Annotated in this window: 26 protein-coding genes; 12 read left to right on the plus strand and 14 right to left on the minus strand. The window is 57.7% G+C overall.

The window, feature by feature from the left end:
• Positions 1 to 39 precede the first annotated feature (39 nt).
• A complete protein-coding gene (locus HY298_00465) occupies positions 40 to 2,073 on the minus strand; it encodes a VCBS repeat-containing protein (GenBank protein ID MBI3848752.1) in 2,034 nt (677 codons plus the stop codon).
• 76 nt (positions 2,074 to 2,149) lie between these two features.
• Positions 2,150 to 3,475, minus strand: a complete 1,326-nt coding sequence (locus HY298_00470) for an exo-alpha-sialidase (GenBank protein MBI3848753.1) — start codon at positions 3,473 to 3,475, stop codon at positions 2,150 to 2,152.
• Positions 3,476 to 3,925: 450 nt separating this feature from the next.
• Between HY298_00470 and HY298_00475 the strand changes: the two genes are divergently transcribed.
• From HY298_00475 to HY298_00505, 7 genes are all read left to right on the plus strand, one after another.
• Complete coding sequence (locus tag HY298_00475; GenBank protein MBI3848754.1) at positions 3,926 to 4,240, plus strand: DUF433 domain-containing protein; 315 nt, start codon at positions 3,926 to 3,928, stop codon at positions 4,238 to 4,240.
• Entirely contained in the window at positions 4,237 to 4,587 is a 351-nt protein-coding gene (locus HY298_00480) for a DUF5615 family PIN-like protein (protein MBI3848755.1), read from the plus strand. Before HY298_00475 ends, HY298_00480 begins: the two co-directional genes overlap by 4 nt.
• Before the next feature lie 60 nt (positions 4,588 to 4,647).
• The gene (locus HY298_00485; protein ID MBI3848756.1) at positions 4,648 to 5,343 is read left to right on the plus strand and encodes a sigma-70 family RNA polymerase sigma factor; all 696 of its coding nucleotides are present in this window, start codon (positions 4,648 to 4,650) and stop codon (positions 5,341 to 5,343) included.
• Positions 5,344 to 5,722: 379 nt separating this feature from the next.
• Complete coding sequence (locus HY298_00490) at positions 5,723 to 7,054, plus strand: DegT/DnrJ/EryC1/StrS family aminotransferase (GenBank protein MBI3848757.1); 1,332 nt, start codon at positions 5,723 to 5,725, stop codon at positions 7,052 to 7,054.
• Between the two features lie 222 nt (positions 7,055 to 7,276).
• Positions 7,277 to 8,329 carry an NAD-dependent epimerase/dehydratase family protein gene (locus HY298_00495; protein MBI3848758.1) on the plus strand — a complete coding sequence of 351 codons (1,053 nt, stop codon included), beginning with the start codon at positions 7,277 to 7,279 and terminating at the stop codon, positions 8,327 to 8,329.
• Positions 8,316 to 9,446, plus strand: coding sequence for a dihydrodipicolinate synthase family protein (locus HY298_00500; GenBank protein ID MBI3848759.1), 1,131 nt, complete (start codon positions 8,316 to 8,318; stop codon positions 9,444 to 9,446). Before HY298_00495 ends, HY298_00500 begins: the two co-directional genes overlap by 14 nt.
• Before the next feature lie 16 nt (positions 9,447 to 9,462).
• Entirely contained in the window at positions 9,463 to 10,929 is a 1,467-nt protein-coding gene (locus HY298_00505; protein ID MBI3848760.1) for a cellulase family glycosylhydrolase, read from the plus strand.
• Positions 10,930 to 11,052: 123 nt separating this feature from the next.
• Here HY298_00505 and HY298_00510 read toward each other — a convergent pair whose 3' ends face one another.
• The 8 genes from HY298_00510 to HY298_00545 all read right to left on the minus strand — a co-directional run bounded on the left by HY298_00510 (position 11,053) and on the right by HY298_00545 (position 18,724).
• A complete protein-coding gene (locus tag HY298_00510) occupies positions 11,053 to 11,436 on the minus strand; it encodes a hypothetical protein (GenBank protein ID MBI3848761.1) in 384 nt (127 codons plus the stop codon).
• 145 nt (positions 11,437 to 11,581) lie between these two features.
• Positions 11,582 to 11,902, minus strand: coding sequence for a ferredoxin family protein (locus tag HY298_00515; protein MBI3848762.1), 321 nt, complete (start codon positions 11,900 to 11,902; stop codon positions 11,582 to 11,584).
• 297 nt (positions 11,903 to 12,199) lie between these two features.
• The gene (locus HY298_00520; protein ID MBI3848763.1) at positions 12,200 to 12,988 is read right to left on the minus strand and encodes a GNAT family N-acetyltransferase; all 789 of its coding nucleotides are present in this window, start codon (positions 12,986 to 12,988) and stop codon (positions 12,200 to 12,202) included.
• A 42-nt stretch (positions 12,989 to 13,030) separates the two neighbouring features.
• The gene (locus HY298_00525; protein ID MBI3848764.1) at positions 13,031 to 14,908 is read right to left on the minus strand and encodes a TRAP transporter large permease subunit; all 1,878 of its coding nucleotides are present in this window, start codon (positions 14,906 to 14,908) and stop codon (positions 13,031 to 13,033) included.
• Positions 14,905 to 15,936, minus strand: a complete 1,032-nt coding sequence (gene dctP / locus HY298_00530; protein ID MBI3848765.1) for a TRAP transporter substrate-binding protein DctP — start codon at positions 15,934 to 15,936, stop codon at positions 14,905 to 14,907. The genes HY298_00525 and dctP overlap by 4 nt, the downstream gene beginning before the upstream one ends.
• 13 nt (positions 15,937 to 15,949) lie before the next feature.
• Positions 15,950 to 16,930, minus strand: a complete 981-nt coding sequence (locus HY298_00535; GenBank protein MBI3848766.1) for a hypothetical protein — start codon at positions 16,928 to 16,930, stop codon at positions 15,950 to 15,952.
• Between the two features lie 52 nt (positions 16,931 to 16,982).
• Positions 16,983 to 18,341 (minus strand): B12-binding domain-containing radical SAM protein, encoded by a 1,359-nt coding sequence (locus HY298_00540; GenBank protein ID MBI3848767.1) that lies wholly within the window; start codon positions 18,339 to 18,341, stop codon positions 16,983 to 16,985.
• Positions 18,338 to 18,724 carry a hypothetical protein gene (locus HY298_00545; protein ID MBI3848768.1) on the minus strand — a complete coding sequence of 129 codons (387 nt, stop codon included), beginning with the start codon at positions 18,722 to 18,724 and terminating at the stop codon, positions 18,338 to 18,340. Before HY298_00545 ends, HY298_00540 begins: the two co-directional genes overlap by 4 nt.
• A gap of 214 nt (positions 18,725 to 18,938) precedes the next feature.
• On the opposite strand from HY298_00545, the gene HY298_00550 reads away from it, so the two are divergent.
• The 5 genes from HY298_00550 to HY298_00570 all read left to right on the plus strand — a co-directional run bounded on the left by HY298_00550 (position 18,939) and on the right by HY298_00570 (position 22,596).
• The gene (locus tag HY298_00550) at positions 18,939 to 19,334 is read left to right on the plus strand and encodes a hypothetical protein (protein MBI3848769.1); all 396 of its coding nucleotides are present in this window, start codon (positions 18,939 to 18,941) and stop codon (positions 19,332 to 19,334) included.
• Positions 19,335 to 19,400: 66 nt separating this feature from the next.
• Positions 19,401 to 19,733 carry a thioredoxin gene (gene trxA, locus HY298_00555; GenBank protein MBI3848770.1) on the plus strand — a complete coding sequence of 111 codons (333 nt, stop codon included), beginning with the start codon at positions 19,401 to 19,403 and terminating at the stop codon, positions 19,731 to 19,733.
• Between the two features lie 21 nt (positions 19,734 to 19,754).
• Positions 19,755 to 20,756 carry a type II secretion system F family protein gene (locus HY298_00560; GenBank protein MBI3848771.1) on the plus strand — a complete coding sequence of 334 codons (1,002 nt, stop codon included), beginning with the start codon at positions 19,755 to 19,757 and terminating at the stop codon, positions 20,754 to 20,756.
• A gap of 215 nt (positions 20,757 to 20,971) precedes the next feature.
• Positions 20,972 to 21,721 carry a hypothetical protein gene (locus HY298_00565; protein ID MBI3848772.1) on the plus strand — a complete coding sequence of 250 codons (750 nt, stop codon included), beginning with the start codon at positions 20,972 to 20,974 and terminating at the stop codon, positions 21,719 to 21,721.
• A 74-nt stretch (positions 21,722 to 21,795) separates the two neighbouring features.
• Positions 21,796 to 22,596 (plus strand): type II secretion system protein, encoded by an 801-nt coding sequence (locus HY298_00570; GenBank protein ID MBI3848773.1) that lies wholly within the window; start codon positions 21,796 to 21,798, stop codon positions 22,594 to 22,596.
• Positions 22,597 to 22,682: 86 nt separating this feature from the next.
• Here HY298_00570 and HY298_00575 read toward each other — a convergent pair whose 3' ends face one another.
• The 4 genes from HY298_00575 to HY298_00590 all read right to left on the minus strand — a co-directional run.
• Positions 22,683 to 23,036, minus strand: coding sequence for a hypothetical protein (locus HY298_00575; protein ID MBI3848774.1), 354 nt, complete (start codon positions 23,034 to 23,036; stop codon positions 22,683 to 22,685).
• Positions 23,037 to 23,078: 42 nt separating this feature from the next.
• On the minus strand, positions 23,079 to 24,317 hold the full coding sequence (locus HY298_00580; GenBank protein MBI3848775.1) for a DEAD/DEAH box helicase: 1,239 nt from the start codon (positions 24,315 to 24,317) through the stop codon (positions 23,079 to 23,081).
• A 49-nt stretch (positions 24,318 to 24,366) separates the two neighbouring features.
• Positions 24,367 to 26,043: a hypothetical protein gene (locus tag HY298_00585; GenBank protein ID MBI3848776.1), complete on the minus strand. Its 1,677-nt coding sequence runs from the start codon at positions 26,041 to 26,043 to the stop codon at positions 24,367 to 24,369.
• 247 nt (positions 26,044 to 26,290) lie between these two features.
• Positions 26,291 to 26,441 (minus strand): hypothetical protein (locus tag HY298_00590; GenBank protein ID MBI3848777.1); only part of this gene is annotated, 151 nt, incomplete at its 5' end.

Genomic DNA, 26,441 nt, shown 5'->3' on the forward strand with positions numbered 1-26,441 from the left:
AGCAGCAAAGCACGCCACCCGCGCAGTCGAGCAGGATTCTTAAGGAACCGAGACACGGTAAAAGCGGTTGACATAATTTGTAGCCTTGATGTCTGTAAAACCAACGATACCCGTGGCGTTTGATCTAACACCCACTTTTGTCCAATTGACCAGGTTGGTTGAGGCCTCAAACAAGTAAAGTAAGTTGGTGTCGCCCGTGACGGACAAATTGACCGCGCCGTTGGTTGCGAGCGACACACTCGACAAGCTCGGTGTGCTGACGACGCCTGGCTGCTGATGTTCCACTACGGTCAAGGACTGTTTTGGGGCCACGTTGGTAATTGTTTGAACGATTCCCGAAGGCCATTCGATGCGGACGAGGTCGATGTTCGTGGCATCACCCAGGCCAAAGTGGGCAAAGAGGGAAGCACCACCAGCGCCGTGGCCGGAGTTGATTTCGCGAATCTGCCACATCATTTTGCCACGGATGCTCGCTTGCACCCGCACCTTCGCGCCAATCGCCGAGCGGTTGGAGGCTGTCCCCACCAATTTGACCGTGAGCCAGCCGTTGCTGTTGCCGTTGTTCCGGTAGAGAAGATTCGGAGTTGGCACGTTGTTAATAAAATCGAGTACGGGGTGGGTAACAAAGAGATCGAGAAACCCATCGTTGTCATAGTCCCCCCAGGCACAATTCCAGCAGACGCCCAAGTCGTTGACAGGACTGCCGGCGTAAATCCGGGTGAACGTGCCGTCGCCATTGTTGTGGTAGAGAAAATTGGGGCCAGGAGAATCTTCACCGCTACCGCGGGTCACAAACAAATCAATGAAGCCATCGTTGTCGTAGTCCGCCCATGCGCATGAAGAGAAGGAGGCCGCGTCGCTCGCGACGCTGCCCACGATGTTGCTCGTCATCTTCGTAAACGTGCCGTCGCCGTTGTTGTGATAGAGCGAATTGGTGGCCACGTGATACTTGCCATTAACCACAAAGAGATCCAAGTAACCGTCGTTGTCGTAGTCACTCCAGGCACAGGCGACGGAATACTCGTTGTTGGTTGCAATGCTGCCGGCAACGATCCTTGTGAATGTGCCATTCCCCTGGTTATAATAAAGGAAATTGGTCTGGTTGATCCCATTATCATCTTTGACTGCCACAAAAAGATCGGGGCGGCCATCGTTGTCGTAATCGCCCCACATGGCGCCGTAGCTCTCCCGAGTGTCCTGGACGAGCCCCACAGCCGTATTCGTCATTTTGGCGAACGTGCCATCGGCGTTGTTGTGGAATAGCCAATCGGGTCCGAACCTCGCCACGAACATGTCGAGAAACCCATCGTTGTCGTAATCGGCCCAGACACAGTGCTCCGAACCGCCGGCGGCCGTGGAGACAATGGCGCCAACATTGCTCGAAGTCATTTTCGTGAAGCTGCCGTCACCATTGTTTCGGAAGAGTTCGTTTTGGGCGGCGAAGCCGTTGGCATCGGTACTAGTTACGAACAGGTCCAGATCCCCGTCGTTGTCATAATCCGCCCAGGCGCAACCACGCCAGTCTCGGGCCTCGCTTACAATGAGGCTGTTTGTAATCTTTGTGAAAGTTCCGTCCCCGGCATTATGAAAGAGGACATTCGTTCTAACGGTGTTGGACAAAATCCTGAAAGGACTTGTGAGGATCAGATCAATGAACCCATCGTTGTCGTAGTCCCCCCAGGCGCAACCGTATCCACCACCAACTCCGACCTCAGTTACAATGCTGCCGGTGGTGATTTTCGTGAAGGTGGGGTCAACCTCCAGGTGGGCAACGTGGCTGGTGGTCGAGCTGGAACTGTCGGTCGCCACCACGTCATAATCGCCTGCGTCAGCAAGTTGCACGTTCGTCCGGCTTAGACTGGCATTCGTCTGAGCCGCGAGATTTGTTGCCGTCAACCGCCATTGATAGGTGAGTGGGGGATTGGTGCTCGTGGCCAATGACATGAATTGGACGTTAGCGCCGAGGCTGACGGATTGATTCGTAGGATGCTTAGTGAAAGTTGGCTGGCTGAAACCAGTCATAAGCGTGGCCAGGAAAATCCCGGCGCAGGGGAACAGAGTCTTGGTTTTCATTTTCATTTGTCTTTCTTGGTCAGGGGAACTTGAAACGGCAGTGCTTTCCATTCTCCCACTTGCATATCATCATTCTTCACTGCTGCTTGAGCCGATAGAAACGTTGGCCTGGAGACGGTGACACAATCACCTCATAGTGCAGGTTCGTGAAATTGAACGTTGGAGGTGTTGGCACATCCGTCCAGTTCGTCGTGGTTAAATCCGAGTTCTGTTGCAACACAAAGCTGGTCGAGGGCACGAGCCAGGAAACAACAGCGTTGCAACCCAACCGCCCGATGCTCAACAACGGCGTTGAGGTGGATTGCGTGGTGTAAATCAGGCCGTAGTTTCCAAATTCGTCAGTATAAGCTGCCGCCACCAGTTTCGATCCCTCCGCCGAGGAAGCGACAGAGGACCAGTTGTTGCTCGCCGAAATTGTCTGCGTCCAAGTGGCGCCTGAATTCGACGAGGTGTAAATCGGGTCGGAGTAGGAGTAGGCGTATCTGCTTCCTGGCACTGCCACCAGCCTCGTTCCATCTGCCGAGGAAGCGACGGAAGACCAGTAGTAGTTAGTTGACGCGGTGGTCTGCACCCAATTGGCGCCTGAATCCAAAGAGGTGTAAATCTCTCCAGACTCCGCCGCCGCAACCAGTTTCATTCCATCTGCCGCGGAAGCGACGGAAGACCAGTAGTTACTCGGCGCGGTCGTCTGCCCCCAAATGGCGCCTGAATCCAAAGAGGTGTAAATCAAGCCGGCGTTTCCAAACTCGTCAGAATAAATTGCCGCCACCAATTTGGTTCCATCCGCCGAGGTGGCGACAGATGTCCAAAGTGAGGTGGGCGCGCTGGTGGCTGTCCAGGTGGCGCCCGTATCCGTGGAGGTGTAAATCGGGCCGGGAGGAGTACCAAGCCCGGAGCGCCCTCCTGATGCCGCAATGATTTTGGTCCCATCCGCCGAAGAGGCGACGGAACTCCAGTTCGTGGTGGGCGCACTGGTCTGTGTCCAAGTGGCCCCTGAATCAGTTGAGGTGTAAATCTCGCCGACTTGATAGTTAACGTAACCGACCCAGTCCTTTGAACGGTCACCAACCACCGCCACCAATTTGGTTCCATCCGCTGACGAGGCGACAGACGACCAAAGGTTACTCGGCGCGCTGGTCTGCGTCCACGTCGCGCCTGAATTCGTTGAGGTGTAAATCGGAATGGGATGGAAAATGCATCCGTAACCGCAACCTATGTTCACTCCTGCCGCCACCAGTTTGTTGCCATCCGCCGAACAGGCGACGGCTTTCCAAGCATGCGAAGGCGCGCTGGTGGGTGTCCAAGCTTCGCCGGAGGCAAGATTCACGACGGTGAAGAGGCCGCCTAAACCGGCTACCACGAACACCGGGCATTTCGGCCTCTTGAATGGTGGTATTTTCATCTTACCGTTCCTTGTTGTTTCGGGTTACCCCGCACTTGAACTTTGGTTCGTGGCGCTTTCATAGCTTGCTGGCGCTTAAACGACGCGGTTGGGAAATCCTTACAAGGAAAGTGATCAAAGATCAGAGATCGGTGGTCGGAGATCAGAGGGCAGAGGTCGGTCGTTGTTGGCAACTGAATCCGGGCTTGGGGGAATAACCGGGGCGCGGGTCGCGTGGGAGGTGGATGCCTGCGTTCCCATTCAAATTGCCGAATTTCTTTTGTAAGAATCCTCGCTGGACGACGATTAAGCGGTAGGATGATGACGATGGCCAGCCAAGAACATTCTTCCATTCAAACGCGACCGAGTTTGCTGAACCGGCTCAAGACGGGCGAGGACGCGGAGAGTTGGCGGGAATGGACCAGCAACGAAGCCATTGACGCGTGAGAATGTTCCTGCGAGTGTCGAACCATGCCAGAAGTAGCTACTGCACCACATATCCGGCTCGACACTGAAGGTCGCGCCTGGGTGGATGACACCAATGTCAAGGTCATCGAAATCGTGCTGGATCATCTGGCTTATGGCTGGAGTCCCGAAGAGATGCATTACCAGCATCCGCATCTTTCGCTCGCGCAGATCCACGCCGCCTTGGGCCACTATTTTGATCATCAGGCGGAGTTCGATCGGGAGATTGAGAGAAGTCTGCGAGGTGTGGAAACGGCAACGGCGCAAGCCAAGGAGTCACCAGCAAGGCAGCGTCTGCGCCGGCTTGGCAGGCTGGCGTGAGCGTCGCGCTCTACATGGATGTGCATGTGCCGGCTCCGATCACAAGGGCGTTGAAGGACCGCGGTTTTGATGCGCTCACGGCTCAGGAGGACGGCACCAGAAAACTTCCCGACGATCAGTTGCTCGACCGCGCGCGTACCCTCGGCCGCGTGCTGTTTAGCCGGGACGAGGACCTGCTGCGCGAAGCACAGGCGCGCCAGACCAGCGGGCGATCCTTCGCCGGAGTGATCTACGCTCATCAGTTGCGCGTGACCATCGGCCGGTGCATCGCGGACTTGGAAATGATCGCGAAGGTATGTGAGCCGGAGGACTTCCGTGATCGAGTTGAGTATCTTCCGCTCCGGTGACACGGCATTTCTTTTGTAAGAATCCTCGCTGGACGACGTTTAAGCAGTAGGATGATGACGATGGCCAGCGACGAACATTCTTCCATTCAAACGCGACCGAGCTTGCTGAACCGGCTCAAGACGGGCGAGGACGCGGAGAGTTGGCAGGAGTTTTATCGCGTCTATGGCAAGCTCGTGCGGGACTTCGCTATTCAAGCCGGACTGACGGACACGGAGGCGGACGAGGTCGTGCAGGAAACCGCCATCGCAATGGCGCGGAATCTGCCGGAGTTCCGGTACGATCCCAAGGTGTGCCGGTTCAAGACGTGGTTGCTCAATCAGACTTCGTGGCGGATCAAGGACCAGTTCAAGAAACGGAGACAGGTTGGAGTTCAAGCTTCAGCTTGTCCCCAACCGGCGGTTTTCCAGGGCACGCTAAAGCGTGAACTCCAACGCGATGACACGGCGCGCACGGCAACGATCGAGCGCGTTGCTGATCCGGCGGCGATCAATCTGGACGCACTGTTCGAAACCGAGTGGCGCAAGAATTTGCTGGCGACGGCGCTGGAGCGGCTGAAAGCAAAGTTCAGTCTGAAGCAAATTCAGATGTTCGATCTGAACGTGCTCAAGGAATGGCCGGCCGCGGACGTGGCCAAGTCGCTGGGGGTCAGCCTGGCCAATGTGTATGTGACGAAGCATCGTATCGCGACGGCGTTGAAGAAGGAGATGGCGCGGTTGGAGCGGGAGATTGAGAAAGGCGTGAAACGTGAGGCGTGAGGCGTGAAATGTGAAGCGTGAGGCGTGAAGCGTGGAAGTTTCCACTGCGTGCGCGACGACTTCACGCAGGATGCTTCAAGTCTGTCCGAAGATGGTAGCCACCGACGTAGAACTCGACGGTTTGTTGCCGGACATCGTGCTCGTGTCGCTGCGGAGCGCGGACAGCTTTGTCCGCAAGTTCGCGAAACCGTGAACGAAACACGCGGACAAGGCTGTCCGCGCTCCGGCAACGTGGATAGGTGGATTTGTCAGGGGGATTGGTCGAAATTGTCCGCCTCGTTACCTCGTCGGCTACGACGCTGCCGGTCCTGCGCACATTCTTTCAAGCCGGTTCATTTGTGGCTTGTTCACTGTTCCCTTGATCGAATATTCTCCGCTCATGTCCGCCTCCGATTCAATGTCACGCCGCGAGTTCCTTGCTGCCTCCTCGGCGGCGTTGCTCACTGGCGCGCTCACTCCGGCGAATGCGACGGCGGCCGAGTCTGGTGCCGCGACGAAACTCGCGATTAACGGCGGCGAGAAGGCGGTCAAACAATCGCCGAAACTGCCCATCCGCTGGGGCGAGCCGGAACGCGAGCGACTGAACGCCATGCTCGGTCAGGACTCGCTCTTTTATTGGAAAGGCCCGCAGACAACGCTGTTGATCGAGCGGTTCAAGAAAGTATGTCCGGTGAAATACGTCATGCCGTGCTCGTCTGGCACGGCGGCGTTGCACATCGCTGTCGCCGCGACGGGCATCGGGCCGGGCGATGAAGTCATCACGTCGCCGATCACGGACATCGGCACGGTCATCGGCGTAATCTATCAGCAAGGCGTGCCGGTGTTCGCCGACCTTGGTGGCAGCACTTACAATCTCGACCCAGCCGATGTTGAGCGCCGCATCACGCCCAAGACCAAGGCCATCATCGCCGTGCATCTGTGTGGCAATCCGTGCGACATGCAGGCATTGAAGGCCATCGCGGACAAGCATGGGCTGCTGTTGATCGAGGACGCGGCGCAAGCCTGGGGCGCGAAGTATCGCGGGCAACCCATCGGCACCATCGGCCATTTCGCTTGCTTCTCGTTGCAAAACTCGAAGCACATCACCTGCGGCGACGGCGGTCTTGTCGGCTCAAATGACGAACGATTCGGCCCCCTGTTGCAAAAGTTCGGTGACAAGGGATTTGATCGTCTCAAAGGCGGCTTGTTCGAATCGTTCGCCACGAATTATCGGATGAGCGAACCGCAGGCGGCGGTGGCGGCGGCCCAACTGGAACGACTCGAAGGCATCATCAGCAAACGCGCCCGTCTGGGGAATCTGCTTACGGAAAAAATCGCCCGTCTGCCCGGCTTGTTGCCGCATCAGGTGCATCCCGAAGACCGCTGTGGATACTGGTTCTACTTTTTCCGCATTAAGCCGGGCGCGTTTCGCTGCGACCGTGCGGAGTTTGTGAAGGCACTGGCAGCGGAGGGCGCGGAAGCTTCTGCTGGCTACATCCCGGTGCCGTTACATCGCAACCCGGTGTTTTTGAAGCACGCCTTCTTCGATGGGCGATGGCCCATTCGCGAATTCGGGCTGACGACGATGGATTACTCGAAACATCAGACGCGCGAAGCCGAGGCAATCTTGCAAACTGGCATCCGGATCACGATCCATGAGGCGATGACGGAGGACCACATCGTGAGTGTGGCCGAAGCGATTCGAAAAGTGGCGCGGCATTATGCAGCGTAAGAGCTCGCCTGAAAAATGTGGCTGCCAAGGTAATGGCATGTTGCCCAAACCACGGAGCGCGGAGCGCCGAGTCCGCGTGTTCCCAATCCGCCAGCAATTCAAAACCTTTTCGGCAGGCGATCTTCGCGCGGACAAGGCTGTCCGCGCTCCTTTTTCATTCGGGCAACACGCTCTTTCGGATCTGCACTCCACCTCGTTACCTCAGAGGATACGGCGACACGCATGAACTCTTTCAACCCGCTGGACTTGCCTGAGCAAATCGAAACCGAGGAGCAGCTCGATGAGCTTCTCACCCGTCCAAGCGCTACGCTGCTGGATTTTATCAAGACGGTCTCCAGTCCGCTGGTCGTTCTCGGCGCCGGCGGCAAAATGGGACCAACCCTCGCAGTGCTGGCAAAGCGGGCCGCCACCGCCGCAAACCATCCGCTGGACGTCATCGCCGTGAGCCGGTTCAGCGACACTCGCGCGCGGCAGTGGCTCGAAAGTCAGGGCGTCAGAACACTGAGCTGCGATCTGCTGGCCGAGCGTGCAGTCAAGCAACTGCCGGAAGCGGAGAACTTGATTTACATGGTCGGGTTGAAATTTGGAACGGGACAGAATCCCGCGGCAACCTGGGCGATGAACACCATCGTACCGGCGCGGGTGATGGAGCGTTACCCGCGCGCACGCCTCGTGGCGTTATCGACGGGAAATGTTTATCCGCTCACCGAGGTCAGCCGCGGTGGCTCGGTGGAAACGGACCCGCTGACGCCGCTGGGCGAATATGCGAACGCGACTGTCGGACGGGAACGCATCTTCGAATTCTATTCGTGCGCTCAAGACACGCCGGTTGCGCTGCTTCGGCTTTTCTATGCAGTTGAATTGCGTTACGGCGTGCTGGTTGACATTGGCCGAAAGGTTTCCACCGGTCAGCCTATCGAGCTAGCCAACGGCTATTTTAATTGCATCTGGCAGCGTGACGCAAACGACCTGGTCCTCCGCGCGTTGTCGCTGACCTCCTCCCCGCCGAGCGTATGGAACTTATGCCGACCTGAAATTTTCTCCGTGCGCGCGGTTGCCGCGCGGTTTGGCGAATTGTTTGGGCGACCGCCGCAGCTTGTCGGCAAGGAAGCGCCGACGTCCTTGATTGGAAATCCTACCCGGCTCTGCGCGCAACTGGGCCGACCTTCTGTGCAACTTGAGACGATGCTGCGCTGGATTGCGCATTGGTTAAAGCAAGGCGGACGCAATCTCGGCAGACCCACTCATTTCGAGGTTCGCGATGGAAACTATTGACCAGGTGCGGGCGAAGCTCGGCGAAGGACCGGTCATCCCGGCCTGCCCGCTGGCGCTGAACGCGAGGCGCAAGCTGGACGAACGCCGTGAACGCGCGCTGTTCCGTTACTATCTTGCCGCTGGTGTGGGTGGACTTGCAGTCGGTGTGCATACGACACAATTTGCCATTCGCGATCCGAAGGTGGGACTGTTTCGCCCCGTGCTCCAATTGGCCGCGGCGGAGCTCCGAGGCAGTCGAAGTCAGCCGGCTCGCAAGAGCAAATCCGAAATCCGAAATTCGAAATCCGAAAAAGGACAAGGCTTGGAGAATTCGGCTGCCACGAAAATTGGAGTCGCCGGGATCTGCGGACGGACGAAACAGGCGGTTGCTGAGGCCGAGTTGATTCGCGAACTCGGTTTTCATGCGGGGTTGCTGAGTCTCGGTGCGCTTAAGTCCGCCAGTGAGGATGAATTGCTTGCGCATTGTCGCGCGGTGGCTGAAATCATTCCGCTGTTTGGATTTTATTTGCAGCCTGCGGTTGGCGGTCGAGTCCTGCCTTATTCATTCTGGCGGCGCTTTGCGGAGATTGGGAATGTGGTCGCCATCAAGATAGCGCCGTTCAATCGCTATCAGACGCTCGATGTCGTGCGGGCCGTCGCCGAGAGCGGGCGGGACGACATCGCGCTCTACACCGGGAATGACGACAGCATCGTGATGGACTTGTTGACGCCGTTTCGTTTTCAAGTTGGCGGCAAGACAGTCGAGCGGCGCATTGTCGGCGGATTGTTGGGTCATTGGGCCGTGTGGACAAAGAAGGCTGTTGAACTTCACGCTGAGTGTCGTCGCGCGGCTCAAACGGGCGAGGCGATTCCCGTCGAGTTACTGCGTCGCGGCGTTGAGGTCACCGACGCAAACGCCGCATTCTTTGACGCGGCGAACAATTACGCCGGTTGCATTCCGGGAATTCACGCGGTGCTGTGCCGGCAGGCTTTGCTCGAAGGCGTTTGGTGTCTTGATCCAATGGAGACGCTCAGCTCCGGACAGCGCGAGGAGATCGACCGGGTTTACCGCGCCTATCCGCACTTGAACGATGACGCGTTTGTCGCCCAACACCGGGAGGAATGGTTGCGTGATTAGCGTGCGGCCAGCCGAAGTGCTTCGATGTCTCCGACTGTTGGGCGTTGGCGGAGCGTTGTTGATCAGCCTGACACTGCTTCACGCGCAGAAGGCAAGCTCCCTGGTCACGAACCTGGCCAAGGTCCGGGTGGCGCAGGGTGGGCGGACGTTCGTCACCGAGCGTGGCCAGCCCTTCGTTCCCTTTGGCGTGAATTACTACCGGCCGGGCACGGGCTGGGCGCCGCAGGTTTGGAGGAAGTTCGACGCGGAAGCAACGCGGCGCGACTTCGCGCGCATGAAGGAACTCGGCGTGAATTGTGTGCGGGTGTTCCTCAGCTACGGATCGTTTTACATGGAGCCGGACAAATTGAAGCCGGAGGGCCTGGCGAAGTTCGACCAATTTCTTGCGCTGGCCGAGTCCGAGGGGATTTACGTGCATCCGACCGGCCCGGATCATTGGGAGGAGGTGCCGGGATGGGCGCGAGGCGATCGCATTGCGGACGAAAAGGTCCTCAGCGCGCTGGAATCGTTCTGGAAACTTTTTGCCGCGCGCTACCGTGGACGGCACGTGATTTTTGCCTATGACCTGCGCAACGAGCCGGAAGTGGCCTGGGACAACGCGGTGATGAAGGAGAAATGGAATCGCTGGTTGGAGCAGAGATACGGGTCGGCGGACAAACTTGCGGAGGCGTGGAACGCGACCAACCGAGCGATTCAACTCGGCAGCGTGCCGGCGCCTGAGCCGAAGGACGCGTCGGGCAGCCGGGAGTTGCTGGATTATCAATTGTTTCGCGAGGAGGTCGCCGACGCATGGACACGCCGACAGGTTGCCGCCGTCAAGTCCGTCGATCCGCAGGCGCTGGTCACGGTGGGTTTGATTCAATGGTCGGTGCCCTCACTGTTGCCCGGCGTGCAACATTATTCCGGTTTTCGTCCGGAGCGACAGGCCCGGCTGCTGGATTTTCTTGAGATCCATTTCTATCCGCTGGAACACGGCGCGTTGGAATATCGCAGCGACGAAGAGGAGGTGCGCAACCTGGCTTATCTGGAAAGTGTGGTGCGGGAGGTGGCGCGTCCGGGCAAACCGGTGGTCGTCGCCGAATTCGGCTGGTATGGCGGTGGCAAACCGACTTTCGATGGCGGAACGCATCCGGCGGCCAGTGAGGAGCAACAAGCGCGGTGGTGCCAGCGCGTGGTCGAGATCACGGCAGGCTTGGCCACCGGCTGGTTGAATTGGGGATTCTACGATCAACCGGAAGCGACGGACACCAGCCAGCTCACCGGCCTGTTGACGTGCGACGGCAAACTCAAAGCCTGGGGAAAAAAATTCAAGGAACTGGCCGACCAATTTCAGGCCCGACCACCGGCCCCTCGGAAACTGAATCCTCGGCCGGCGCTGGATTGGTCCCTTTGCCTGACGAGTGCCGCGGCCCAGAACAAATTCCGCGAGGAATATGGTCGGGCATTTCAAAACGATGAGGTAATCGCGCACCCGAAGCGCTGAGCGGATGGTTCATTCGTTAACTCACCTGCCGTTCCATCCGCGGGTTTGATCAGGCCAAAGCAAACTTCCGGAGCAGACGCGGAATCGCTGCTGCTTCGGAAGTCACCGGCGAGGGTCCCCCAACTATTCCACCATCTCCCTGGCGAAAAAAATGTCCGGCGGCAAACGCAGATTGGGGCCGTTGCCGGTGGCGTGAGACGAAAGTTGCAGCCTGAAGGAATTGATGGCGCGAAGAACGTCTCCGGGAAGGTTGGCCAGCCAATAAATCTGCGACCGAACCTGCCTGAGCACCGTTTTGAAACAGGTGATGAATTGATAGGCGGCGTACACGGTCAGTGCCGCCACCAGCGTACCGCCAAACCAGAAACCGGCCTCGCGAATCTCCACCGAGTAAGGACAGCCGATCACGACCAGGAAAGTCCCGCCCACCAGCACCAATCCGGACAACTGCGTAAACCCGCTTGCTACTTTTGATTTTATGCTTTGCAGCACCATGGTGCATTGCAAAGCATGATTGTTGCCAGACTTCCGGAAGCTGGTTTAAACGATCATCGCCCGAGTCGGACGCAGCAGGGATGGTCAGGACGGCTGTGACGGATGCCGGAGCCGTGGTAAGGAAATCAACCGTTTGAGGCGCATTACGGCCCGCGCCTCAATAGCCCAGTTCCGCCTTCCTTTTTTCCGCGGTGGGCAGGGGGTCTTTTTTGGCAACGATGGCGCTCTGTCCCGATTCTTTTAACCGTACGCTTTCTGTCCTGTTCCATTCCACGTTGTCCTGAAATTCAGCAGGGAGGTCGGCTTCGGCATAGATGGCTTCCACCGGACACTCCGCCACACAGGCCGTGCAATCGATACATTCATCGGGGTGAATCACCAGTTGGTTTTCGATTTCGTAGAAGCAGGCCACAGGACAGACCTCCACACAGTCGGTGAATTTGCAATCGACACATTTACTGGTAACGATGTGAGCCATAATTGACCTTTTGTTTGATGCGCTGTATCGGCCGCCAGCATCAGTCCGCCGGCTGGAATTTGCAACAGGAATTGACGCCGTTCTCAAACGACCTCGTCAAAGTTCGCGTCCCGCAACCACCGGCCGGCGCCTCTTTGCGAAAAGTTCTTAAGGCGTTTGTCGGGGCGGAGTCGTCTTCCGGCCAATCACCCAGGGTCGCGTTCGCCCGGCCTCGCCCGGCTTCCATTGCCCAAGAGGCGACCGCTGTTTGAGCAGAAACCACACGCTCCCTTGCGCCGGCCGGACTTACATTCTTCATCAACTCAAATACCGCTCCACCGTCCGGGCCGACAGCGAGTGCAAATCAATGAAGGTCAGGAAGTCGATGGTCTTGAATTCGCGGTCGATGGCGGGCGGACCACAAATTTTTGCGCCGAAGGAAAGATACGCGGCCAGCAATTTCGGCACTTTGGACGGTTGCGTCGCCAATCGATCCAGCGGACAGGCCAGTGCCGGCAGCGGAACGGTCCGCCACTCCAGTTTTACCAGGTGTTTCCGCTGTAACTCGGCATACATCGAAGCGCCTTCGAGCGGGTCCTGCGAGGTGAGCGAACTGCAACCAATCAGGTAGCGCGCCGCCCGCTCCCGCGCGTAGGCCGCGACTCCTTTCCAAAGCAAATTCAGCACGGCGAGGTTGCGATGATCCTTGTGCACGCAAGCGCGGCCCAGCTCCAACAACTGTCCGCGCAACGGTTCATACGGTGCAAAATCAAATTCCTGCTCGCTGTAATACCCGCGCTTCGCCGCCGCCGTGGCACCGGTTTGCAGCCGATAAGTGCCGACCACCTGATGGGTCTGCATCTCCTCGACCACGAGGTGATCGCAAACTTCGTCGAACGGATCGGCGTCCAAACCGGTCGAGAACGAATGCGCCAAACCTTCGTTCAACTCCAGATTGAACACCGTGAAGCGGAGTGTTTGAGCAGCGCGAACATCCTCCGGACCCGTCGCAAGACGGGACTCATAGGCGGGCCGTTTATCGCCACTGGGCAGGGAGCGAATTCCCTTCCACCAACGTGAGACCAGTGAATTGCTGCGGGTTGCCATTGATTGTAATTATTCTAAACCTTCGGTTGAACAAGTCGATAGTTATCGTCTGAACAAGCCAGGCAGAAACGTTGTCAGCGGCGGAACGTAAGTGATCAACAGAACGCCGATGAACAAAACGGCCAACATCGGCAACACCGCACGTGTCACCTCGACCATCGGCTTGTTGAAACGGTACGAGGAGAGCAATAAATTCAATCCGACCGGCGGCGCCAGGAAACCCAGTTCCATGTTCGCCAGAAAAATAATACCGAGATGCACGGGGTCGATGCCAAACGCGACGCCCACCGGCACGAGCAGCGGCACGACGACCACGATGGCGGCGTAGATTTCAACCAGCCCGCCCACGAACAGCAGCACCACGTTCAGACCGAGCAGGAAAAGCCATTTCGACGTGATCGTGGTCGTGGACCACTCGACCATTTTGTCGGGAATTTGCGCATCCACGAGGTAGTGAGTGAACCCCAGCGCGACACCCAGAATCAGCAACACGCCGCCCACGAGCAATCCACACTCAGTAATCACTCGCGGAAGGTCTTTGACCGGACGCAGGTCGCGATGAATCAACGTGGCGACCAGCAGCGCGTAAGTTGCCGTCACAGCGGCGGCTTCCACCGTCGTCGGCACCGTGAAAAGCGAAACGATGGCCACCACCGGAATCAGCATCTCCCATTTGGCGTCCCATAACGCGGCGCCCGCCTCGGCCCAATTGAACGTCGTCCGCGCAGAACGCTCCTTCGGTCCCTTGCGAACGCCCCACCATGCCGTCAATATCACCAGCAAGATTCCCGGGCCGATGCCGCCGAGGAACATTTCCTTGATCGTGAGGTTCGCGTGCGCGCTGTGATTGGCGACGATCGCGTAAAGAATCAGTGGCAGGCACGGCGGAAACAACATCCCCAGCGAGCCGGCTCCCGTCAACAAACCCAATGCCGAACGCTCGGAGTATTTTGCGGCGAGGAGCACCGGCATGAGTACTCCGCCCAACGCGAGGATTGTCACTCCCGATGCGCCGGTGAACGAAGTGAAAAACGCGCACACCAACGCGGTCACGATCGCCGGGCCGCCGCGAAATTGTCCGACCATCGCCTGAAAGACCCGCACCAATCTTTTCGAAGCGCCACTCTCGGCGAGAAAATATCCGGCCAAGGTGAAGATGGGGATGCTGGGCAGCATGTCATTTGTCGTGAGGCTGTAATGTTTCAGGGGAACCGATTCTATGGGCAGGTCATGTCCCCAGAACAAAATCAGCGCCGCGCCGCCCAACGCGGTGAACACTGGCGCGCCCAGCAGCGTCGCAAAAACCAAAGCAACCAGCGCCGGAATCATCAGCCTTTCCGGTGTCACGGGAAACCAGATCGCTGCTGCCGCCACCGCCGCTGCCAGCATCAGCGCGAAGCCGCGCCCACTCCATTTATCCGAGGCATGCCACAGCAGGCGCAGAGCGATCAATCCGAAACCGAGCGGGAGAATCAGTTGGATGACCCAGACCGGAATTCCGTAAACGAGGATTTTCCCCAGCGGCTTCAGGTCCAGGACGTACTGCAGACTGGCCTTGCAGAGGAACGAACAGATCACCGCGGCAAAGGCGCTGCTGAAGATTCGCGCCGCCGTTTTGACGCGGCCTTCGAGCAGCGTTTGCGCCGGAGACAGCGCCAGCAATCGGCCGTCTCGCGCGGCAATGGCTCCGCCAAGCATTCCCACGATCAACGTGAGGTGTTGAACGATTGCGCTCGAACCGGAGATGCCGGTTGTGAAAACCGAGCGCAGAAGGATTTCGATCACGGGCAGCAACATCATCGCCGTGAGCGCCACGACGAGCAAGGAGTTTTCGCCGTGATAGAAGAGCCGTCGCCAACGCGGCCAGGTCGGGTCAGGTCCACGCAACAGCCCATGACCGCCGACCGCCTCGTCGTTCATTTCGGCTTTCCTCCGCCGGCAGCGCGATACTCCTTCAACAACCTTTGCGCTTCATCGAACATGTCCGCGGGCACGATCTTGCCGCGGATTTCGTTCTGCACTTTCTCGACGACCGTGCGCCATTCCTCTTCCACCTCCGGCGTCACGGTTTGAACAATCAACCCGCGCTTGGCCATCGCCGCCACGGAAGATTCGCTCTCCGCACGGCCATCGGCCTTGACCTGCTTGCCGATGTCGAGGGCGATCTTGAGCATCGCTTCACGAGCGTCGGCCGGCACCTGGTCCCAGGATTTTTTTCGCACGACCAGTGCGCCGACCAGCGGCGCCCAGTTCAACTCCAGCATGTGTCTGGTCTGGCCGTCCAGATGGCCCGACAGCGCAAAAAAGGGCGGCATCGCGAGCGCGTCAATGGTGCCAGACAACAACCCTTGGGCGATGCCGGCCGTTTCCAACGACACTGGATGGAAGCCCGTGGACTTCCAAAGATCGTATTCGTGCGCATTGCCGGCCCAGGAAAAAATCTTGTGCTTGCGGAGATCATCCGGGTGCAGGACCAGCCGCTTGGTGAAGAAACGCACCCAGCCGGAGTCGGTCCAGAACAATACGATGTAGCCTTTGTCCGAAAGACGCTTTTCCAGCAGCGGACGCAGCTTCTCGCCCACGTAATCCACTTCATCCAGATTGCGGAACGACATGGGCATGCTCTGCAACGCGCTGACGGCCGGCTCGATTTCTGAAAGTCCGACCGCGGTGAGCAAACCCGCATCGAGATTGCCCGTCTGCATCAAGCCAACCATATCGGCCTCACCGCCCTGGGTGCCGCCGGGAAAAATCGTCAACTTCACGACGCCCCCGGAGGCCTCCTTCCACTTTTCACCCATCGCCTGGAGGCTTTTGTGATACGACGTGCCGTTAGGCGCGAGGGTGCCCAAACGAAGGTTCACGACCTTGTCAGCGGCCCCAAGGTTTGTGCCGGCGACACCTAGGCTGAAGGCCAGCCAACAGCTTAACCAAACTCGATGATTCATAAAGTGCATAAGACTATTTACCTTCCTTCCTGTCCGTTGGATCTGTCACTAAAAAAAGTTGATCGACGCGTCCCAATAACCACTTTGCCCGCCGTTGCATGACCAGGTTCACCAATCGCCATTCCGGTCGTGCGTCGGGGTTGATCGTCAGCGCGCGATGGAGCAGGTCTTTAAACTCCACGATGTTTTGCTTTTGCACAGACACCGATTCCGCCAGCGAAACAAACGGCCCGGCCAGTTGAGCGCCGGACAATTCCACCGCCCGCTCGAAATGTTTACGCGCCTGGTCTTCCGGTTTGCCTTCCAGGCCCTGGCGACTCATCTCGTAGGTGATCAGGAAGGAATGAATCGAGCCGTAGTCGAAACCTTCATTCAGTTCAAGCGCCCGGTCGATTAACGCCTCGACGATTGGCAAATCGGCGATGAGTTCAGGATTGTCTTTGGAAAGAGAAATTGCCGCCGCCCACGAAACCGCCGTCCAGTAAAGCAATGGGACATCAGCGCGTCTGGCTTCTTTTACCGCCTCCACAGGATTTGCGCGCAAGGCTTTCTCGAAACCGTGATGGTTCACTTCCAGTCCGCGCAAACCGTAATTGCGAGCGCGCAAATAAAGTTTCCGGGCACGGGTCCGCATTTCGGAGGCCGCCGCCAGGTCTTTGTCCTCCGTCTCGTCGGCCTCCTGCTGGACAAACGCATAAGCATACTGTGTGAAGCCGCTGGAGGTCGCGAACAGCAATCCTTTGTGTTGCGGACTCTGAGCCAGCAAACTCTCCATCAATTTCAAACTGAATGGCACAGCGGCTTTGACCAGTTGCGGATCGTCGTCGGAACTGAAGGTTGTGCCGCCGCCGGCCAGCGCATTGCCCGCCGCATTGACGGCCATGCGCTTGATGGAACAACCAGTGCTTAATCCACCCAGCAGGAGGACGGCGACGCAGAACCGCGACCCGATCAGCCACGGAATTCTTTGCCGAACAAGCGTTGGTTGTCTCATAGATTGTTTGTCACCGTCGCCAACCTGGAAGTCGCAAAGGATTTCGTCTGATTCAAGCGGCTAGTAGGCGCTCTTCATCGCGTGCGCCGCGTCGGCCAAAACGCGGAGAAGTCTTAAGCATCGTCCTGAATTTCCGGCGGCGTTCATAAGTTTCCTCCGCGGAATATATTTGTTTTGCCAGTCGCAGGAAGCCTTTTTGTAGTTCATCAACGGTCATGTTCTTTGGGGTAATATTGATGTCAAACAACGTGCAAAGTTCCCACGCTTGGTCGCGGATGATCCGGCCTTCGCGCTTGAGCCGCGCGTAAAGCGGCGTACCTGGAAACGCCGTCAGGAAAGTGATCTGCACTTCGTAAAGGCCGGAATCACGCACGAAGTTCAGCACATCTTCAAAAACGTCCGGTGTATCGCCGTCGAGGCCGAGGATGAAACAGCCGTTCACGGTGATGCCGTAGGATTGAATCTTTTCGATGGCTTCCCTGTAGCGATCCTGCTGGCGAACTTTCCAGTTTGATTTCAACTCGACGCCGTTGAGGCTGGCGCTGCGTGGACTTTCCAGGCCGATGAGAACTTGCTGGCATCCGGAGTCGCGCATGAGACCGAGCAATTCGTCGTTCTTCGCCACATTGATGTCGGCCTCGGTGAACCAGTGGAGTTTTTCTTTCGCCAGCGCGCGCAGCAGTTGTTTGTAGTGAGCAGGGTTCACGAAACTGTTGTCGTCGGCGAACTCGATAAACGGGCGCGACCAGATTTTTTTGATCTCGTGAATTTCGGCGATGACTTTTTCGACTGGTTTCAGCTTGTAACGCGGCGTCAGGAGAATCGAACTGGCGCAGAACTCGCATTTGTGCGGACAGCCGCGGCTCGTCTGGACCGTGATCCGATTGTATTTGTCCGGGTCGAGCAAATCGAATCGCGGCATCGGCGCGTCGCGCAGATCAAAACCACCGGGCGGCGATTGGACGTAAAATGGTTTCAATCCGCCGCGCTCGAAATCCGACAACACTAGCGGCCACAGTGGTTCGCCTTCCCCGACCACGACACTCGTGCAATGTTCCTTCACTTCGTCCGGCAGTGAGCTGACAGGAATACCACCCATCACCACCGGAATTCTTTTGCGCTCAAACAAATCCGCCACCATATACGCTTCTTTTAATTGCGCAGTGAAAGTGCTGATCGCCACCAGATCAAAATCGTTAGGTAAGTCGTTTTGTTGGTGCAGGTCTGCGATTTCGTGGTACTCGACCTCGAACTTTTCCGGCGTCAAACCCGCCAGCGTGAGCAGACCAAGACTCGGCATCGAGGCGATGATCTTGTTGCGCTCAACGAAGCCGGGCAACGTCAGTCCCAGTTGAGTGAGTTCTTGGTTGTGTGCGCGCACACCGCTCAAGGCAATGAATCCAATTTTCATAACTTGATGACCTCCCACAGGGTTAGAGTTGCGCCGACCATCAAGCTGCCGACCGGAATTACGAACAGCGGGCGAAATTTTGCGTTGTGCGCCATGACCACGCAGCAAACTGGCATCGAGAGTGCGCCGATGAGGAATCCCCACGAAGCGACCACGACCGGAAATGTGGCCGGAGAAAATTCCCGGGCGACGAAATAAAACATCAGGTTCATCAGCGCCAGCCCGAAAAATGAGATGTGCGCCAGCCGATAAAGTCGTCGCTTGAGACTGGCATAGCCGCCGAGCCAATCCTCGCGATGGAATTTCAAGCCGAGATAACTGCCGGAGCCAAACCCGAACAAGATCCACAACCAAGCGACGAGCAGATTGAGTTGAAGCTTCATGACGCCTTGTTAACTCAACTTGCCGCGACGGTGTTAATTGATAAAATGGAGCGCGCCATCGGTTAAAACAATGAGCGCAATCCGTCAACAAGGAAGGATTGTTTACGCGTTCAGGGTCGTTACGAAGCGGGTGACCGCTAACAACCTGAGCAAATCCTTTTCAGAATAAGAGTTTGACACGTGCCCGACTCAAACCTAGTTTTTAATTAAATTTATGGCTGAGAACATACCCAATTTACCGATCGGGGCAGTACCGCCGAAGAAGGAAACCGGCAAGGTGCAACCCAAGAAAGAAACGGTGCGCATTAATTTGCCGCCCAAACCTTCCGCCGCGCCGACCATCAAATTGCCGACGCTGCCACCGGGCGGTCCGCCGGCACCCACGGCTGCCGCGCCGACCGCGGCACCATTGTCCAGGACGGCGGCCGCTCCAGCGGCTGCGCCACGGGCTGCCGCTCCAGCAGCCGCCCAAAGGCCCGCGCCGGCCCAGCGGCCCGCTGCCATGGCTGCGGCGCCAACCGTCAGTTTCGTGGATAATATTCTTGCCATCGCTGCCATGGTGGTCAGCTTGGCAGTGGCAGGAAGTTTATTTTACCTGTTGTCACTTTAATGTCGTAATTCCAGATTCAACCCGCTTTCATTTGGCGGAGCGTTTTTCCGCCGTCGCAACTTCATTATGGCCAATCCCAACCTAGTTACTTTGACAAAAGAGAACTTCGCTCAAGAAGTCCTTCAATCCTACACGCCGGTGCTCGTCGATTTTTGGGCCGAATGGTGCGGCCCCTGCAAGATGGTGGCCCCGATCCTTGATGAACTCGCCGACGAATATCAGGGCCGTGTCAAAATCGGCAAGGTCAACATCGACGAGCATCAATCGCTCGCCACGGAATACGGCATTCGCGCCATTCCCACCCTCCTGCTTTTTCAGGGAGGTCAGGTGGCTGAACAAATCGTCGGCCTGCGCAGCAAACGCGATCTCAAAGCCAGTTTCGACAAGGTCGCGGTTTGATGGCGCGTGGACGCGGGCGTTATGCCGCTCATCATCACGCCCGGCCAGCTTACCCAACGCGCGGAGTTATATCATCAGCTCGGCCAGTTGACGGCGGTCGGTGTCACTTTGCCACAGGCGTTGGAACATCTGCGTCGCAACCCGCCCGCCCGTTCGTTGCGCGAACCGCTGCAACGGCTTATCAATCAACTGGCGCAAGGCCACACGTTCACCGAGGCCTTGAGCCGTTCCGGAAAGTGGATGTCCTCCTTCGACCTCGCCCTGCTGCAGGCCGGTGAACACAGCGGCCGCCTCGATGCGGTCTTCAAGTTACTCGCCAACTTTTACAATGATCGCGCCCGCCTGACGCGGCAGGTCATCGCCGACCTGGCTTATCCGGCGTTTCTGCTGCACGCGGCAATTTTCATTTTTCCTTTCGTCCAATTTTTCGTTTCGGGCGATTGGCTGAGTTACCTGCGGCAAACCTTGGGGGTGCTGTTGCCAATTTATGGCGCAGCCTTTTTTCTAGTTTTCGCTTCGCAAGGGCGGCGCGGCGAGACGTGGCGCGCCGGAATGGAAACTGTTTGCAATCGGATTCCGATTCTGGGCAAGGCGCGACGCGAATTGGCCCTGGCCCGGTTGGCCGCGGCGCTGGAGGCGCTCATCAGCGCGGGGGTGACGATCATCGAAGCGTGGGAACTTGCGGCGGCGGCCAGCGGTTCACCCGCGTTGCGACGCGCGGTGCTGGGCTGGAAACCGCGCGTGCTGGCTGGCCAAACGCCCGCGGAGGAAGTCAGCGCCAGCCCGCAATTTCCCGAACTGTTCGCCAACCACTATCACACCGGCGAAATCAGCGGGCAACTCGACGAAACTTTGCGCCGCTTGCAGACCTATTATCAGGAGGAAGGCACCCGCAAACTGCACGCGCTGGCGCAATGGAGTCCCCGGATCGTTTATCTGGCCGTGGCGCTGATGATTGCGTATCGCGTCATCAAGTTTTACACTGGATACTTCCAACAGGTCCAGAATCTCGGTGGATTTTAAGTTGAATAAATCATGGAAACCTCGAATTACTTTTACAGACCATGAAGATGAATCTCACAGTCTTTCTCCGGAAATGTTTCCAACGCCGCAGCCGCCGAGGTAACGAGGTGGACTCCGCGCAGGAGATCACATCTCATTCCGCCTCCTCACGTCGGCGGCTACATTTTGTGTGCGCGCTCCTGCTCATTCTCACCTTCAGCGCCCTTTTTCCATTTATTCCTTCGTCAGCTCTGGCGCAACCGACACCGCTCATCCATGCTCACGCTCACAATGATTACGAGCACGCGCGACCTTTGTTCGATGCGCTCGACCACGGCTTTTGCAGTGTCGAGGCCGACATTTATCTAGTCGAAGGCCAGCTCCTCGTGGCCCATGATCGAAACAAAGTAAAACCGGAGCGCACACTACAGTCGCTCTATCTCGAACCGCTGCGTGAACGCGTGAGGAAAAACGACGGACGCGTTTATCCGACAACTCCTAACTTTACGCTGCTCATTGACGTGAAATCCGACGCCGAAAAAACTTACACTGTGTTGCGCGACGTCCTCAAACAATACGCCGACATGCTCACCGCGTTCCATCCTTATGCCACTGAACCAAAAGCCGTCACCGCCATCATCTCTGGGAATCGCGCGCGGAAGCTCATGGCGGCGGAAACGCTCCGCTATGCCGCCATCGATGGCCGGTTGAGCGATCTCGACGGCGACGCGTCGAAGCACCTCATTCCTTTGGTCAGCGACAATTGGAACTCCATCTTCAAATGGCGCGGCGCTGGCCCGTTACCGGATGATGAAAGGCAGAAGCTGACAAAAATCGTCAGCCAGGCACACCGACAAGGCCGTCGCGTCCGATTCTGGGCCACGCCTGATCAACCGGCCTTCTGGCGCGAGCTGCAAACCGCCGGGGTTGACCTGTTTAGCGTGGACGACCTCGCCGGCCTGCAAAAATTTCTCCTTCAGAACTAGCGCCGGATATTATCTGCATCCTTTCGGTTTTTTGGCTTGGCTAACCACGGCAAACCGGCAGCATGATGCCAACTATGGACTCAAGAAGGGGGCGCGGATTCACGCTGATTGAACTGCTGGTCGTCATCGCAATCATCGCCATTCTTGCCTCGCTGCTGTTGCCTGTTCTGGCGAAAGCAAAAGACCGGGCATTGCGAATCCAATGCATCAGGAATCACAAACAGTTGAGTCTCACCTGGACCTTGTACCAGGGTGACCACAGCGACCGCCTTCCATCGAACGTGCGCGGAGCACCGCCGACGGGTAGCGGCCTGAATTGGGTCGAGAGCACGGTGCATGGACCCACTCCGGGTTTCATTGATCCCAACGCGCTGATTGACACCAAGCGGGCCGGGTTTGCGGCTTACTTGAAGAACCTGGGGGTTTACAAGTGTCCCGCGGAAAACACGGTCTATACGGTGGGGGGCCGGCGCGTTCCTAAATTGCGCAGCTATTCGATGAATGATTATCTGAACGGTGGCGCGCAACAATATGCCCCCATCCCGCCGATAACGTTTTACAAACGCAATTCTGAATTTCGCCGCGCGGCCGAGCTGTTTGTGTTTATGGATGTGGAACCGCTCAGCATTTGCTACACCCCGTTTGAAATCCCCACGGCCAATACGCAAAGCTATTTCACCGCTCCAGCCGCGCTGCATGGCCGGAGGGACGGAATTCTTTCCTTTGCGGATGGCCATTCCGAGGCGCATCGATGGAAGAAACCGGTGCTGCGAGCCTCAACGCCGGGGCTGGTGTCCGATCCCCATCCGGTGCCGAGCAACCCCCACGATGTCAGTTATATCCGAACTCGATCACATCATCTGGCGATTCCGTAGTTGAAATTCTTCTTAGTCAAGAGCGTGGCTTAATCCAAGGTGCGAGAGCCGCACAATCGATTGCAGCAAACAGCGCCAGAACCAATTCAAGGCAAAACGTGATTAATGATGGTGCAAGTCGGTTTTCCACCGAACGACCCGAGGTTATAGCTGCCGCCTTCGGGACAAACTGGCATCTCTCTGACATAAAGATTAGTGCCGACTAATTCCGTCCATCGCGGTGTGTCTCCCGGCGTTTTTTTATGCTCAAGGCCCCACTGTTGCATGGCTCCGTCAAGTTGCCGCAGATTGTTAACGCAAGAGGTGACGGGGTTTCTCCTTCCATCGCGGACAAAGTAAGGTAGCAGAAAAAACCACACCGCAACTGCGGTCAGGCACAAGACGCCGAAAATGGCGAGCGGCCTAAACGCCGAGGTCGGTTCTTCTTCCGTAGCTTTCATCCACATGAACCAACACCAGCCCCGTAGTTCTGTTGCAGAACATTACCGCCTTCGTCTTTTTGCCGGCCCAAAATAATATCCGCCGCTCAGCCGCACCGCCTTGACTTTGCGCTCGTAACCTTGCGGTTGGCCGGGTTTGCCTTCTTCAAACAGCGCGGTGTATTTGTAGTTAAAGCCGTCCAGCTTCACCCGCGGAATTTTCTGGCTGATGAACCGCTCGATGGCGGCGACATGCGGCGAGTCCTCCGCCACCATCAACGTAAAGGCGTCGCCCGTGGCTTCGGCGCGGCCCGTGCGGCCAATGCGATGAATGTAATCCTCCGGATGCTGCGGCACGTCGTAGTTGATGACGTGGCTGACGTCTGCGATGTCCAGTCCACGCGCGGCAATGTCGGTGGCGACCAACACCTCGTAGCGGCCATCACGAAATCCCCGCAACGCCTGTTCGCGCTCGCGTTGAGTGCGGTTGGAATGGAGCACAGCGACGGCGTGGTTGTTCTTCTTGAGCAAACCGACCACGCGATCGGCCCGGTGTTTGGTGCGGCAGAAAATGAGCACCGAGTTGTAGTTCACCTGGTTCAGCAGGGCGCGGAGCAGATCGCTCTTTTGATCTTCAGCCACAGGATAGATGACGTGTTTGACGGTTTCCGCCGGCGTGCGGCGCGCGCCGATTTCGATGGTCTGCGGACTTTTCATCGCCCATTTGATGAGCGTTTCAATCTGCGGCGGAATGGTGGCGGAAAAGAGAGAAGTGTGCCGCTGGCGAGGGCAGCGTTCCACGATGCGCCGCACGTCAGGCAGAAAACCCATGTCGAGCATCCGGTCGGCTTCATCGAGCACGAGGAATTTCACCTGGTCCAGTTTACAGGTGCCGCGACCCAGATGATCCAGCAGGCGACCCGGCGTGGCGACAATGACATCGACGCCGTTGCGCAAGGCGTCCATTTGTTTGCCATAACCGACGCCACCGTAGAGCACCGCCACACGCAGATTGGTGAATCGCGCAAAATCGCGAAACGCCGTTTCCACTTGCGCGGCGAGTTCGCGCGTCGGCTCCAGAATCAAAACGCGCGTCGCCTGGCTGGATTGGCCTAGCTGCGTCAGGATGGGCAAGGCGAAGGCGGCGGTTTTGCCGGTGCCAGTTTGGGCGCTGCCGATGACATCCTGTCCCGCCATGATGAGCGGAATGGCACGGAGTTGGATGGGCGTCGGCTCGATGTAACCCATCGCTTTGACACCGTCCAGGACGGCAGGGGAAAGACCGAATTTGGTAAAGGGCATATTGAAATTTCGAATTACGAATGACGGATGATGAGGGGCGCGTGGCGACCTACGCCGTTTCGTTGGCCACTGGCGTTTGCTTTTCTTCCACTATCTCCGCTGCCTTTTGCGCATCGGTTTCCACGGCAGGCAGTGCGGCCGTTAAATCTGCCACCGCCTCCGGAATCGCTTCCGTTGCTGGAATAACAGGCGCGGGTTCGATCTCGGCAGCTTGTTGTTGAAGCGCCGTCGATGACTCAACCGAAGCAACTTGGCCAGGCGGGGCGGTCGGAGTTTCGTCCGGTTTCTGTTCCGGCTTGGGCGGTTTGAGCGCAGGTTTCTTGGCGGTCTCCAGAATGCCGTTGGCAAATTCGATGACGTGACCCTGATGAATCAGCCAGTGCAGGTTCGTAATCACGGCAGTCATCTCCGGCGTCGGCTCGGCGGCGGCAACAACGTCTGGAGTTGCACCTTCCGCCGAAGGGCGGGATTCCGAATCTGACGACGCCGAGGCTGGCGCGAGCGCTTCCATGAGGCGGCGGCGCGTGCATTTGGGCGTGGCGTTGACGAAATCAACGATGCGCTTGATCTCTTCGGAAACCGGCGTCGCCTCCACGTCGAGGAAATGCGGTCGCGCCACGGATACGTGCGTGACGGTTCTGTTGACCTTGAAGAATTGCAGCCCATGAGCCGCGAATTGCTGGCTCAAAATGGTGGCGGTCTGGAGCGGGAAGCGGCGTTGCTCCTCCCAGGTGTGGCGGAGCAGGCGCGCCAATGCCGGCAGCGGCAGTGCGCGACTGGCGGTGCCGCTGAGGGTGTGGCTCTCCACCGGTTTGATGATGTTGGCGAGATGTGTTTCGCGGAAATGTTTTTCCACCGCCTCGCGGCTGGGGAGCTTGAGCGGTTCGGGCACGTTCAGGCAGACGTATTCCGTCCGGAAACTTTGATCTTCAACCCATTTCTTGACGACGGCTTCGTCTTTGACGATGCGAACACGAGACTTGAACGCTTCGAACGGGATCCGGGCGAACCGTTCCGCGTGCAACTTGCGCAACTGATTCTGGTAATCGTGATAATTGGGCGGGCCGAGAATGACGCCGCTCATGCCGCATTGCGCGACGAACGTGTAAGTCCCCTTCGGCGGTTCGGTTGCGGTCTTTTCGGCCTGATAAAACGTGGCGAAGTGTTTGTTCAACACGTGCGCCACCGCTTCGTCCTCGGACAACCAGAGCGTGTCGTCCAACGCGCAAACAAACAACGATTGGGCAACGGTGCCATCCGCTTTCTTGATCACCGAGAACCGGACCAGTTGCCGCTCCGGCTTCTGCAAAATCATCTTCGCAATCTGGAACAGCGGATAAGCGCGGCCCGTCATCCGAATTTGCCGGGCGAGCGATTCGACACCCTTGTCGTCCGGCAGAAGAGTGACTTTGATTTCCGGCAACGGAGCCGGTTCGCGTTGTTCACGCGGCTCGTCACGGCGAAACCCACGTTGACCGGCGCCTTGCGGAAAACCACCATCACGACGCGGGGAACGCCCGCGGTCCGCGCGCGCCCCACGGTTTGAATCGCGACCGGCAGGTTCACGGCGGGCGGGACGGCGGCCAGGCCGATCATCGTACCCGCGCTCGGGCCGACCGTCGTCGCCGGCATGCCGGGCGTAGCGATTTGAATCGGGCGACACCTGTGCCCAGGCGGGCAGGAAGTGTAATTCCAGATCAATATCAGTGTCCGTTGATGAACTCATGTTGTTTTTCCAGGCGCGGTCACGCTGGCACTGTGAAAACGTCTATGTAGGATGAATCGGTTGGGATGGGATTGCAAGCATCCTGACGAACAATTCTGAAGCTCAATTCTGGGCGAGCTGACTCAAATTAGATGTTACCGAAGGGCGGGAGGTGGACGAGGGCGTCTGCTGATACGTTGACTCACGTTCATGGTTACCGAAGACCTGAACATGAGTTTAGCAGCCAAACGGGAGTATCTGGCGAGGTTCAGGGATAAAGCAGCAACCGGTAGAAGCGGGTCGCGCCCAGTCCGCCGGTCTGTGAACCGTCATCGACGAAGGTGAAATTGCCGGTGGCGGAGGTGACGATGTTGGTGAAGGTGTTCCACGTCGTCGGCGCGAGCGATGGCGTCCATTGC

The organism is Verrucomicrobiota bacterium, assembly GCA_016200005.1.
Classification (GTDB): domain Bacteria; phylum Verrucomicrobiota; class Verrucomicrobiia; order Limisphaerales; family PALSA-1396; genus PALSA-1396.